Origin of the sequence: Klebsiella sp. GW_Kp181 (assembly GCF_040062315.1) — a bacterium.
Lineage (GTDB): Bacteria > Pseudomonadota > Gammaproteobacteria > Enterobacterales > Enterobacteriaceae > Klebsiella > Klebsiella oxytoca.
The window spans coordinates 57211-70113 of the sequence record NZ_JBEAFR010000059.1 but is presented as its reverse complement, the minus strand read 5'-3'; the positions used below and the strand labels follow the sequence as shown (position 1 = coordinate 70113).

The window sequence follows — 12903 nt, the reverse complement described above, 5'->3', positions numbered from 1 at the left end:
GCACCGGATTCTGATTCCGGCATTCCGAGGTTCGAATCCTCGTACCCCAGCCAATTTCAAAAGACGCTCGCTTCAGAGGAGCGCTTGTTGAAGTCTCTCCAGGCTGTGATTAAGTCTGACTTCAGCACAAGATAGCCAAAATAAAATTGGGGTATCGCCAAGCGGTAAGGCACCGGATTCTGATTCCGGCATTCCGAGGTTCGAATCCTCGTACCCCAGCCAATAAATAGCAAAAAGCTCGCTTCGGCGAGCTTTTTGCGTTCTGGTATTTCGGCGATACCGGCGGAACTTCCCGACCCGGCCGCATCTACGGCAGCCGGGCCGCTCAACGTTACAACCCCAACGCGTATTTCAACGCCTGACGCTTCAGTCCGCCAGCGCGCTCGGCCGCCATCAGCCCAATATTTCTCAGTATCCGCACCGGTGGCAAATCGTTGCTAAATCCGGCGTAAAACAGATCCATCCCCGACTGCATAATAAAGTTGTCCGCCTGACGGCGCGTCTGGTAGCGCTTGAGCACCGGTAGGCTGGCCCACTCTTCGCCGTGGGCTTTTGCCCTGGCCAGGACATCCAGCAGCGCATCGACATCGCGATAGCCCAGATTGACCCCCTGCCCCGCCAGCGGATGAATGGTGTGCGCAGCATCGCCCACCAGCGCCAGCCCAGGTTTGACATACTGCAATGCATGGCGACGGATCAACGGAAACGCGCCCGCGCTTAGCGGCGTCATCTCTCCCAGCCGCGCCGGGAAGTGGTGATTAATTTCCTGCTGTAGCTGAGCCATGCTCATGCCCTGCAGCTGGCGAATCCTCGCCGGCGTGTCGTACCACACCAGCGAAGCCCAATGATCGAACAACGGTAAAAACGCCCGTGGCCCCGCAGGGGTAAACTGCTGCCAGGTACTATCGCCGGGATCCTCCGCGCACTGCACGCTGATCAACATACAGGATTGTTGGTACTGCCAGGCATGGATACCGATTCCTGCCAGCTGCCGCACCTGTGAACTGGCGCCGTCCGCGCCCACCACCAGCCGCGCATCAAGCTGGCTGCCATCGGTCAGCGTGACCGAAGCGTGCGTCTCTGCGCGACGCATCTCCTGAAGCGATGTGCCCACCCGCAGGGTGATGTTCTCGTGGGTCTCCAGCGCCTGCCATAGGGCACGCTGCAGGACGTTATTCTCTACCATATAGCCCAGTTCCGGCAGCTTCAGCTCCGCGGCGTTAAACACCACATGCGCGCTTTCCCACTCCCAGGTCTCGAGCTGGCGATAGGCATGGGCGCGCATGGACCGCACGCTATCCCAGACCCCCAGGCCTCTCAGCAGCCCTACCGATGAGGCGCCGATCGCCGAAATACGCACGTCAGGCGTGGAAGAAGCGTCAAAAGCCGGCGGCGCGTTTTTTTCAATGACCGTCACCGTAAACCCCTGCTGCGCCAGGCCTAGCGCCAGGGCGCCGCCGACCATCCCGCCGCCAACGATAACGACATCTGTTGCATGAATTGTCATGGCTATTATCCTTAAACCCGAATCTCCTCAGTTTACCGGATTTTTATTCGGCTTGCGGTGATTACGGTCGTACTGGTCAGGGCGCGGTCAAAGCATTACAATACGCGCCCTGCAATCCTGGCTTTATATCCGTCACCCTTCACATTGCAGAGCAACATCCGGTGAAGACGCTGACTTTGGGTATACCTAATTAAGCATGAGCAAGTCGATGACAAAAAAACTCCATATTAAAACCTGGGGCTGTCAGATGAACGAATACGATTCATCAAAGATGGCCGATCTGCTGGATGCCACCCACGGGTATCAACTCACCGAAGTGGCGGAAGAAGCGGATGTGCTGCTGCTCAATACCTGCTCAATCCGTGAGAAGGCTCAGGAAAAAGTTTTCCATCAGCTAGGACGCTGGAAGCTGTTAAAAGAGAAGAACCCCAACCTGATCATTGGCGTTGGCGGCTGCGTGGCTTCTCAGGAAGGCGATCATATTCGCCAGCGCGCCCACTATGTCGATATTATTTTTGGGCCGCAGACCCTGCACCGTCTGCCGGAAATGATCAACTCGGTACGAGGCAACCGCAGCCCGGTCGTCGATATCAGCTTCCCGGAAATCGAAAAGTTCGACCGCCTGCCGGAACCGCGCGCCGAAGGCCCAAGCGCCTTTGTTTCCATCATGGAAGGCTGCAATAAGTACTGCACCTACTGCGTGGTGCCTTACACCCGCGGTGAGGAAGTGAGCCGCCCAAGCGACGATATCCTGTTTGAAATCGCCCAGCTTGCGGCTCAGGGCGTACGTGAAGTCAACCTGCTCGGGCAGAACGTGAACGCCTGGCGCGGGGAAAACTACGACGGCACCACCGGTAGCTTTGCCGATCTCCTGCGTCTGGTTGCGGCGATCGACGGTATCGACCGGATCCGCTTTACCACCAGCCACCCCATCGAGTTCACCGACGATATCATCGAGGTTTACCGCGATACGCCGGAGCTGGTCAGCTTCCTGCACCTGCCGGTACAGAGCGGTTCCGACCGCGTGCTGAACCTGATGGGCAGAACCCATACGGCGCTGGAATATAAAGCGATTATCCGTAAACTGCGCGCGGCGCGTCCGGATATTCAGATCAGCTCCGACTTCATCGTTGGCTTCCCTGGCGAAACCACCCAGGATTTCGAGCAGACCATGAAGCTGATTGCCGATGTGAATTTCGACATGAGCTACAGCTTCATCTTCTCCGCGCGTCCGGGAACGCCGGCGGCCGATATGGTCGACGATGTACAGGAAGAGGATAAGAAGCAGCGTCTGTATATTCTGCAGGAGCGCATCAACCAGCAGGCGATGGCCTGGAGCCGCCGTATGCTCGGCACCGTGCAGCGCATTCTGGTGGAAGGTACCTCACGCAAGAGCATCATGGAGCTGTCTGGCCGCACCGAGAATAACCGCGTGGTGAACTTCGAAGGCTCGCCTGAGATGATCGGTAAGTTTGTTGATGTCGAGATCACCGACGTCTGGACAAACTCCCTGCGCGGTAAAGTGGTGCGCACAGAGGACGAAATGGGTCTGCGTATCGCGGAAACCCCGGAGTCGGTGATTGCCCGTACCCGTAAAGAAAACGATTTGGGCGTCGGTATCTACCAGCCATAATCCGTTCAGGCCTGCCGCTCCGGCAGGCCTTGTATTTCCTCTCCTGAACCCAATATCTACAGCGATGCTTGCGCCATATTCCGATGACGTGAATAATTTCCTGACCGGCTACCCTCCGGCTATCAATGTATAAGAGGAACAGTTTGAATACAGACACTCGCGAAATCACCCTTGAGCCCGCGGACAACGCCCGTCTGCTGAGCCTGTGCGGCCCGTTTGATGACAACATTAAACAGCTGGAACGCCGTCTCGGCATCGAGATTAACCGTCGTGACAACCACTTTAAACTGACCGGCCGGCCGATTTGCGTCACCGCAGCGGCGGATATCCTGCGCAGTCTGTACGTTGATACCGCGCCGATGCGCGGCGAAATTCAGGATATTGAACCGGAACAAATTCATCTGGCGATCAAAGAAGCCCGCGTGCTGGAGCAGAGCGCCGAAAGCGTGCCGGATTACGGCAAGGCCGTGAATATCAAAACCAAGCGTGGCGTGATTAAGCCGCGTACGCCGAATCAGGCGCAGTACATCGCCAATATTCTTGACCATGATATTACCTTCGGCGTCGGCCCTGCCGGGACCGGAAAAACCTACCTGGCGGTCGCCGCAGCGGTAGACGCGCTGGAGCGCCAGGAGATCCGCCGTATTCTTCTGACCCGTCCGGCGGTTGAGGCCGGCGAAAAACTGGGCTTCCTGCCCGGCGATCTGAGCCAGAAAGTGGACCCGTACCTGCGGCCGCTGTACGACGCGCTGTTTGAGATGCTCGGCTTCGAGAAAGTTGAAAAGCTGATTGAGCGCAACGTGATTGAAGTCGCGCCGCTGGCCTATATGCGTGGCCGTACGCTGAACGATGCGTTCATCATTCTTGATGAAAGCCAGAACACCACCATCGAACAGATGAAAATGTTCCTGACTCGTATCGGCTTTAACTCTAAGGCGGTCATTACCGGCGACGTCACGCAGATTGACCTGCCGCGCAGCACCAAATCGGGCCTGCGCCACGCAATTGAAGTGCTGGCAGAAGTCGATGAGATTAGCTTCAACTTCTTCCATAGCGAAGACGTGGTGCGCCATCCGGTGGTTGCCCGTATCGTTAACGCCTATGAAGCCTGGGAAGAAGCAGACCAGAAACGTAAAGCAGAGCTGGCCGCCGAACGCAAACGCGAAGCCCAGGAACAGGAGCATAAATGAGTCAGGTCATTCTCGATTTACAGCTGGCTTGCGAAGATAACAGCGGAATGCCGGATGAAGCCCTGTTTCAGCGCTGGGTCGATAGCGTTATTCCGCAGTTCCAGGAGGAGTCGGAACTCACGATTCGGCTGGTTGATGAAGCGGAAAGCCACGAGCTGAATCTGACCTATCGTGGGAAAGATAAACCGACTAACGTGCTCTCTTTCCCCTTCGAAGCGCCACCCGGCATCGAAATGCCGCTGCTTGGCGATCTGGTCATCTGTCGTCAGGTGGTCGAGCAGGAAGCGCAAGAGCAAGGTAAACCGCTGGAGGCGCACTGGGCGCATATGGTCGTCCACGGTAGCCTGCATCTTTTGGGCTATGACCATATTATTGATGAAGAAGCGGAAGAGATGGAATCCCTCGAAACGGAGATAATGCTTGCTCTGGGCTATGAGGATCCGTACATTGCCGAGAAGGAATAACCTGTTGCCGGCTTTGCCGGCGACTGGCCGCTATGCCGGGCGCTGAGTATACGCGTGACGAGCGACTATTTAACCAACATGAGAACCCATACGACGCCATGAGCGACGACAATTCACACAGTAGCGACACAGTAAACAGCAAAAAGGGATTCTTCTCCCTGTTACTCAGCCAGCTTTTTCACGGGGAACCGAAAAACCGTGATGAACTGCTGGCGCTGATCCGTGATTCCGGGCAAAACGACCTTATCGACGAAGATACGCGCGATATGCTCGAAGGGGTAATGGATATCGCCGACCAGCGCGTCCGCGACATCATGATCCCCCGCTCGCAGATGATTACCCTGAAACGCAACCAGACGCTGGACGAGTGCCTCGATGTGATCATCGAATCCGCCCACTCGCGTTTCCCGGTGATCAGCGAAGACAAAGATCACATCGAAGGGATTCTGATGGCCAAAGATCTGCTGCCGTTTATGCGCAGCGATGCTGAAGCCTTCAGCATGGAAAAAGTGTTGCGCCCAGCGGTTGTCGTGCCCGAAAGCAAGCGGGTTGACCGCATGCTGAAGGAGTTCCGCTCCCAGCGTTATCATATGGCTATCGTTATCGATGAGTTTGGCGGCGTCTCGGGTCTGGTGACCATTGAAGATATCCTTGAGCTGATCGTCGGTGAGATAGAAGACGAATATGACGAAGAAGAAGATATCGATTTCCGTCAGCTGAGCCGCCATACGTGGACGGTACGCGCGCTGGCCTCAATCGAAGACTTCAACGAAGCCTTCAGCACCCACTTCAGTGATGAAGAGGTTGATACCATCGGTGGTCTGGTGATGCAGGCCTTTGGCCATCTGCCCGCCCGCGGCGAGTCTATCGACATTGATGGTTACCAATTCAAGGTCGCAATGGCCGACAGCCGACGTATTATTCAGGTACACGTAAAGCTTCCTGATGATGCCCCGCAGCCGAAGCTGGAAGACTAATCCAACGGGACGATTAACCTAAATGGTATTTGCCTCTCTCATTGAACGCCAGCGCGTGCGCCTGCTGCTGGCGCTTTTATTCGGAGCCAGCGGAACGCTGGCTTTTTCACCTTATGACATCTGGCCGGCGGCGATTATTTCATTAATCGGCCTGCAGGGCTTAACCCTCAACCGCCGTCCTGTGCAAAGCGCCGCGATCGGCTATTTCTGGGGCTTAGGGCTGTTCGGCTCCGGTATTAACTGGGTCTACGTGAGTATCGCGCAGTTCGGCGGTATGCCCGGGCCGGTCAACGTTTTCCTGGTCGTTCTGCTGGCCGCCTATCTCTCTCTGTACACCGGATTATTTGCCGGTATTCTTTCGCGCCTGTGGCCAAAAACCAGCTGGGTACGCGTTGCCATCGCCGCCCCGGTGATATGGCAGGTTACCGAGTTTCTGCGCGGCTGGGTGCTGACCGGCTTTCCGTGGTTACAGTTTGGCTACAGCCAGATCGACGGTCCGCTCAAAGGGCTGGCGCCCGTTATGGGCGTCGAGGCGATTAACTTCCTGCTGATGATCGTCAGCGGTTTGCTGATACTGGCTATCGTGCAGCGCAGCTGGAAGCCGCTGGTCGCTGCCGTCGTGCTGTTCGCCCTGCCCTTCCCGCTGCGCTATATTCAGTGGTATCAGCTGCTGCCGGAGCGCGCGACCACGGTTTCGCTGGTACAGGGAGATATCCCCCAGGCGATGAAATGGGACCAGGATCAACTACTCAATACCCTGAAAACCTATCTGGATCTCACCCAACCGCATATGGGCAAATCGCAGCTGATCGTCTGGCCGGAGTCGGCGATACCGGATCTGGAAATTAATCAGCAGCGCTTCCTCAGTATGATGGATGACCTGATGCGGTCGAAAAACAGCTCGCTGATTACCGGCATCGTCGACGCGCGCCTGAACGCGCGTAATCGCTACGATACTTACAACACCATTATTACGCTGGGCAAAGATAACCCGTACAGCTACGACTCAAAGAATCGCTACAACAAGAACCATCTGGTGCCGTTTGGCGAGTTTGTGCCGCTGGAATCGATTCTGCGTCCGCTGGCGCCATTCTTTGATCTGCCAATGTCCTCTTTCAGCCGCGGTCCGTACGTGCAGCCGCAGCTGGTGGCGCATAACATGCGACTGACGGCGGCTATCTGCTACGAGATCATCCTTGGCGAGCAGGTGCGGGATAACTTCCGCCCGGACACGGATTTTCTGCTAACCATCTCTAACGACGCGTGGTTCGGCAAATCTATCGGCCCGTGGCAGCATTTCCAGATGGCGCGTATGCGCGCGCTGGAGCTGGCCCGTCCGCTACTGCGTAGCACCAATAACGGCATAACCGCGATCATCGGCCCGCGCGGTGAAATTCAGGCAATGATCCCGCAGTTCACCCGCGCCGTGTTAACCAGCCAAGTGACCCCAACGACAGGACTGACGCCGTACGCTCGTACGGGAAACTGGCCGCTGTGGGCGTTAACCATCCTTTTCGGTTTTGGCGCCCTGCTGATGAGTCTGCGCCAGCGCCGTCAATAATTCCTCCTTTCTCTTCTACCGCGGCGGCTTTCGCCGCCGCGGGCATCTCTTCCTTTCGTTGCATATTGGCACGGCCATTGCTTAATAAATTCCCGTAGCAACGCGATCCTGAGGGGTACAACCCGGTTGCACCACCACAGATCATCAGGCAGCGCTATTTTGGTGCAATGGGGGATTTTTGCCTTTAAATGGTGCGGTGCGCCTCGCAAAAACCAACAATATAGCAGCAAAATCTTTACATTAAGCCAAACTAAATGCTAACAAACACATACAAATGCTGCACGCAAAGACGGCAGCCATAAAAAGCACACACATTCACAATGGGTATCAATAGCGTTTAACGACGCTGAGGATAAGGAGTCGGATATGCAATTACGTAAACTGGCCGCAGCGATGCTGGTCATGGGACTGACCGCCGGCGCGGCGCAGGCAGAAGACGCAGCAGCAACCACCGGCCAGAGCACTCTGGATAAAATTGCCAAAAACGGCGTCATCGTCGTTGGTCACCGTGAATCATCCGTTCCATTTTCTTACTATGACAACAAGCAGCAGGTCGTAGGCTACTCCCAGGACTACTCAAATGCGATCGTTGATGCCATCAAGAAAAAGCTGAACAAATCGGATCTGCAGGTGAAGCTGATCCCGGTTACGTCTCAAAACCGTATCCCGCTGCTGCAAAACGGTACCTATGATTTCGAATGCGGTTCCACCACCAACAACCTTGAACGTCAGAAACAGGCGGCCTTCTCCGACACCATTTTCGTTGTCGGTACCCGTCTGCTGGTGAAAAAAGGCGGCGCGATTAAGGACTTTCCGGACCTGAAGGATAAAGCCGTCGTCGTCACCTCCGGAACTACCTCCGAAATTCTGCTGCATAAGCTGAATGACGAGAAAAAAATGAACATGCGCATTATCAGTGCTAAAGATCACGGCGACTCTTTCCGTACCCTGGAAAGCGGACGCGCGGTGGCCTTTATGATGGATGACGCGCTGCTGGCGGGCGAACGGGCGAAGGCGAAGAAGCCGGATAACTGGGAGATCGTCGGCACGGCGCAATCTCAGGAAGCTTACGGCTGTATGCTGCGTAAAGACGATCCGCAGTTCAAAACGCTGGTTGATGAGACGGTAGCCCAGGCGCAGACCTCCGGTGAAGCCGAAAAATGGTTCGACAAGTGGTTTAAAAATCCTATTCCGCCAAAAAACCTGAATATGAATTTTGAACTCTCTGACGAAATGAAAGCGCTGTTCAAATCACCTAACGACAAAGCTCTTAACTAATTAAAAAAACAAGGGGCAGGAACTCCTGCCCTCCCGATTGTTGCTACGGCGCGGACAGACTATACGGCGGCTGGTCGTTCCCCAGCGGCCGCGAATACCGAAACAGGCTGAGCAACAATCTTCGAGGGTAGCGCTGCTACCCTTTTTTTTCCAGGAGTCATGTATGTCAATAGACTGGAACTGGGGGATATTCCTGCAACAGGCCCCGTTCGGCAATACTACCTATTTAGGCTGGCTATGGAGTGGTTTTCAGGTCACCGTTACGCTGTCAGTCACGGCCTGGATTATCGCCTTCTTCGTAGGCTCGCTATTCGGTATTCTCCGTACCGTCCCTAATCGTCTACTCTCGACTATCGGTACCTGTTACGTTGAGCTGTTCCGTAACGTTCCGCTTATCGTGCAGTTTTTCACCTGGTATCTGGTGGTGCCTGAACTGCTGCCGGAAAATATCGGCATGTGGTTTAAGTCCGAGCTGGACCCTAATATTCAGTTTTTCGTTTCTTCGATGCTGTGTCTGGGATTATTTACCGCCGCTCGCGTCTGCGAACAGGTTCGTTCCGGCATCCAGTCCCTGCCGCGCGGCCAGAAAAATGCCGGGCTGGCGATGGGGCTGACGCTACCGCAAACCTATCGTTACGTGCTGCTGCCCAACGCCTATCGCGTTATCGTGCCGCCAATGACCTCTGAAATGATGAACCTGGTAAAAAACTCGGCCATCGCTTCCACCATCGGACTTGCCGATATGGCCGCGCAAGCGGGTAAGCTGCTGGACTACTCGGCCCATGCCTGGGAATCGTTTACCGCCATCACCCTCGCCTACGTCTTTATCAACGCCGTCATCATGCTGATCATGTACGTGGTCGAACGTAAGGTCCGCCTGCCGGGCAATATGGGGGGTAAATAATGTACGATTTTGACTGGAGTTCTATTATCCCTTCCATGCCATACCTGCTGGCTGGACTGGTCATCACGTTAAAAATCACCGTGACCGCGATTGTTATCGGGATTGTCTGGGGGACGATTCTGGCCGTGATGCGCCTGTCGAGTTTCCTGCCGCTGGCGTGGTTTGCCAAAACTTACGTTAACGTCTTCCGTTCTATTCCGCTGGTAATGGTACTGCTGTGGTTTTATCTGATTGTCCCGGGCTTCCTGCAGAACGTGCTTGGTCTGTCGCCAAAAACCGATATCCGGCTGATTTCGGCGATGATCGCCTTTTCAATGTTTGAAGCAGCCTATTACTCGGAAATCATTCGTGCCGGTATTCAGAGTATCTCCCGCGGCCAGTCCAGCGCCGCGCTGGCGCTGGGCATGACCCACTGGCAATCCATGAAGCTGGTGATCCTGCCGCAGGCGTTTCGCGCCATGGTACCGCTGCTGCTGACTCAGGGCATCGTCCTGTTCCAGGATACCTCACTGGTTTATGTCCTGAGCCTGGCCGACTTTTTCCGCACCGCCTCGACGATTGGCGAACGTGATGGAACCCAGGTGGAGATGGTGCTGTTCGCAGGCGCCGTATATTTTGTTATTAGCCTCAGCGCATCGCTGTTGGTCAGCTGGTTGAAGAAAAGGACTGTGTAATGATTACCCTGAAAAATGTTTCAAAATGGTATGGTCACTTTCAGGTGCTGACCGATTGCTCCACGGAAGTGAAAAAAGGCGAAGTGGTGGTGGTCTGCGGGCCTTCGGGTTCGGGTAAATCAACGCTGATTAAAACCGTCAACGGCCTGGAGCCCATCCAGCAAGGTCAAATCATCGTCGACGGCACCACCGTCAACGATAAAAAGACCAACCTTGCCAAACTGCGCTCGCGGGTCGGGATGGTATTCCAGCATTTCGAGCTGTTCCCGCACTTATCGATTATTGATAACCTCACCCTGGCGCAGGTTAAGGTGCTCAATCGCGATAAAGCAGCTTCACGAGCAAAAGGGCTAAAGCTGCTGGAACGCGTGGGGCTTTCCGCCCATGCTGAAAAATTCCCCGCTCAGCTCTCGGGCGGCCAACAGCAGCGCGTGGCCATCGCTCGCGCGCTGTGCATGGACCCCATCGCTATGCTGTTTGATGAACCCACTTCCGCGCTTGACCCTGAGATGATTAATGAAGTGCTGGACGTCATGGTTGAACTGGCGAATGAAGGGATGACCATGATGGTGGTTACTCATGAAATGGGCTTTGCGCGTAAGGTCGCCAACCGGGTCATCTTTATGGATGAAGGTAAAATAGTCGAAGACGCCGATAAAGAAGCGTTTTTTGCTAACCCGCAATCAGAACGCGCCAAAGACTTCCTCGCCAAAATTCTGCACTAACTTCTGCGGCGCGCACGATATCACCGTGCGCGCCTGCTGCCCTTCTCCTTTCAATCGCTCCATCTCAAGGCGTCAGCTTCACAACGTGAAGTAAATATTTCACAAAGAATTCAGGGGCGGGTGAATGGATAAACCGCCACGGCATCGTTAGCATACAGCCTCTTGTAATAATCCCCCGGAGTATGAATTATTTAAAAATAATATTTCAATCAGCTTGCTATACGTCGCTGGCTATTTCCGACCGCGCATAGCTATTAATAATAATCTCACTCAATGAAACAAACGGATATTGCTTCATGTGGACTAACACCAACAGACTGGCCATTATTTTGTGTTTAAATCTGCTCACCTGTTTTACTGCCCGCGCAGGTATTGAGGCCGCAACGGTAAACCAGGTTGAACAGGATAAAGCCCGTGAAAGCGCATTAACGCCCCACCAGCAGCAGTACCAATCTACTCGAAGCAATGTAAAGACGCAGACCTTAATTTTTCCTGAAGAAGCGACCTGTCGATATATCACGCAAGTTGATATTGCTTCGGAAGATAAAGCCAAAACAACAGCCCTCCTCGGTAAAATTACCTCCCAGGCGATTGGCTATTGTCTAGGTTTAGAAGGAATTCGTCTGCTGACGACCGCTTTGCAAAATGAGCTGATAACGCAAGGGTATATCACTTCCCTGATCGATGTTCCGTCCCAATCATTAGAAGGCGGCATTCTAAAAATAACACTTATTTATGGCAAAACGGGGCGCATCGCTTTTGCGCCGAATAGCGCCACGACGAACCTGTGGACCTCGATGCCCACGCATACCGGTAAGATCCTGCGCCTTAGCGATCTTGAACAAGGGATGGCTAACCTGCAGCGCCTGCCTGGCGCCAGCGCCCATATGAAACTGCGGCCGGGGGAACATATCGGCGAGAGCGATATTGAAATCGCCCGCGTAACGGATAAACAGTGGCAGGTTGGCGCCTGGCTTGATGATGCCGGTAGCCGCGCCAGCGGGCGCTATCAGGGCGGCGGCGCGCTATACCTGTACGATTTATCCTCATTGAACGATATTCTGTCCATCTCGGCAGGCGGCGACGTTGAATTCAACCAGCACAACGACGGCAACCATAACGGCAACCTTTACTACTCCGTACCTTTTGGTTACTGGTCATTGAGCATGTACGGCTCCTACAGCCAGTACCGCCAGCTGTTTAAAGGAAGATGGTCAAGCATCGACTATAAAAGTAAAAACCGTTATTACAGCGCGACCCTTAGCCGCCTGCTTTCACACACCCGACAGCAAAAAACGACCGCCGATCTGCGCATAGCGAAAAGCAGTTCACACTACTTTTTTGGCGGCGATGAGCTTTACGTTATGCGCAAACAGAATCCGGTCTGGGAATTTACCCTGCGCCACCAGCGCTATTTTAACAATAAAATTGTCGACGCCAGCGTGGGTATTCAGCGCAGCCTGCCGTGGCTCAGCTCCGTGCCTACGCCAGAGGAAAAAGCCGGTTTATACAGCCGCCATTCGCGCGTCGTGCATGCTGATATTCAGGCATTAATGCAGTTTGCCGCAACCGGCGATAAGTTTAGCTGGATGCCGCGTTTCCATGCCCAGGTCAGCCCGGATATATTATCTTCGGACAACCAGTTTAATATCGGCAATCGCTGGACGATTCGTGGTTTTGACGGCGAAAATACGCTATCGGCCAATCAGGGCTGGTACTGGCGTAACGATTTTAGCTGGAATATACCTACCCCCGACCGGCAGTTATATCTTGGCCTCGATTTCGGCAGAATCATCGGCAATGAGCGCGCGCAGCAAGGGAAAAGCCTTTCTGGCGCAGTCGGCGGGGTCCGTGGAGAAATAGCATCAACGCAATATGACTTTTTTATCGGCACGCCTATCAGTAAACCTGATGACTTTCATAGCGATGCCATGAACATGGGCTTTTCATTACAGTGGAGGTATTAGTCTTTCATCCGCACATTACTGCT

11 protein-coding genes and 1 tRNA gene are annotated in these 12903 nt (G+C 54.4%); 11 read left to right on the top strand and 1 reads right to left on the bottom strand.

What is annotated here, in order from left to right:
* Nucleotides 1-147 precede the first annotated feature (147 nt).
* Nucleotides 148-222 (top strand) — tRNA-Gln (locus ABLV11_RS14735).
* 109 nt (nt 223-331) lie between these two features.
* On the opposite strand, the gene ubiF is transcribed toward ABLV11_RS14735, so the two are convergent.
* Nucleotides 332-1507 carry a 3-demethoxyubiquinol 3-hydroxylase gene (ubiF, locus tag ABLV11_RS14730; protein ID WP_126488792.1) on the bottom strand — a complete coding sequence of 392 codons (1176 nt, stop codon included), beginning with the start codon at nt 1505-1507 and terminating at the stop codon, nt 332-334.
* Nucleotides 1508-1715: 208 nt separating this feature from the next.
* Between ubiF and miaB the strand changes: the two genes are divergently transcribed.
* The 10 genes from miaB (at nt 1716) to ABLV11_RS14680 (ending at nt 12880) form a co-directional block, all read left to right on the top strand.
* Nucleotides 1716-3140, top strand: a complete 1425-nt coding sequence (miaB, locus tag ABLV11_RS14725; RefSeq protein WP_004100208.1) for a tRNA (N6-isopentenyl adenosine(37)-C2)-methylthiotransferase MiaB — start codon at nt 1716-1718, stop codon at nt 3138-3140.
* A 143-nt stretch (nt 3141-3283) separates the two neighbouring features.
* Nucleotides 3284-4330: a PhoH family protein gene (locus tag ABLV11_RS14720; RefSeq protein ID WP_004100205.1), complete on the top strand. Its 1047-nt coding sequence runs from the start codon at nt 3284-3286 to the stop codon at nt 4328-4330.
* Complete coding sequence (ybeY, locus tag ABLV11_RS14715) at nt 4327-4794, top strand: rRNA maturation RNase YbeY (RefSeq protein ID WP_004100202.1); 468 nt, start codon at nt 4327-4329, stop codon at nt 4792-4794. The genes ABLV11_RS14720 and ybeY overlap by 4 nt, the downstream gene beginning before the upstream one ends.
* Before the next feature lie 98 nt (nt 4795-4892).
* Entirely contained in the window at nt 4893-5771 is an 879-nt protein-coding gene (gene corC / locus ABLV11_RS14710; protein WP_017146349.1) for a CNNM family magnesium/cobalt transport protein CorC, read from the top strand.
* 22 nt (nt 5772-5793) lie between these two features.
* Nucleotides 5794-7332 carry an apolipoprotein N-acyltransferase gene (lnt, locus tag ABLV11_RS14705; protein WP_126488791.1) on the top strand — a complete coding sequence of 513 codons (1539 nt, stop codon included), beginning with the start codon at nt 5794-5796 and terminating at the stop codon, nt 7330-7332.
* Between the two features lie 366 nt (nt 7333-7698).
* Nucleotides 7699-8610: an amino acid ABC transporter substrate-binding protein gene (locus ABLV11_RS14700; protein WP_348855384.1), complete on the top strand. Its 912-nt coding sequence runs from the start codon at nt 7699-7701 to the stop codon at nt 8608-8610.
* Between the two features lie 163 nt (nt 8611-8773).
* Nucleotides 8774-9514: an amino acid ABC transporter permease gene (locus tag ABLV11_RS14695; protein ID WP_004111387.1), complete on the top strand. Its 741-nt coding sequence runs from the start codon at nt 8774-8776 to the stop codon at nt 9512-9514.
* Nucleotides 9514-10188 (top strand): glutamate/aspartate ABC transporter permease GltK, encoded by a 675-nt coding sequence (gene gltK / locus ABLV11_RS14690; RefSeq protein WP_004100190.1) that lies wholly within the window; start codon nt 9514-9516, stop codon nt 10186-10188. Before ABLV11_RS14695 ends, gltK begins: the two co-directional genes overlap by 1 nt.
* A complete protein-coding gene (locus ABLV11_RS14685) occupies nt 10188-10913 on the top strand; it encodes an amino acid ABC transporter ATP-binding protein (RefSeq protein WP_004100186.1) in 726 nt (241 codons plus the stop codon). The genes gltK and ABLV11_RS14685 overlap by 1 nt, the downstream gene beginning before the upstream one ends.
* A gap of 296 nt (nt 10914-11209) precedes the next feature.
* Nucleotides 11210-12880 carry a ShlB/FhaC/HecB family hemolysin secretion/activation protein gene (locus ABLV11_RS14680; protein ID WP_126488790.1) on the top strand — a complete coding sequence of 557 codons (1671 nt, stop codon included), beginning with the start codon at nt 11210-11212 and terminating at the stop codon, nt 12878-12880.
* Nucleotides 12881-12903 lie beyond the last annotated feature (23 nt).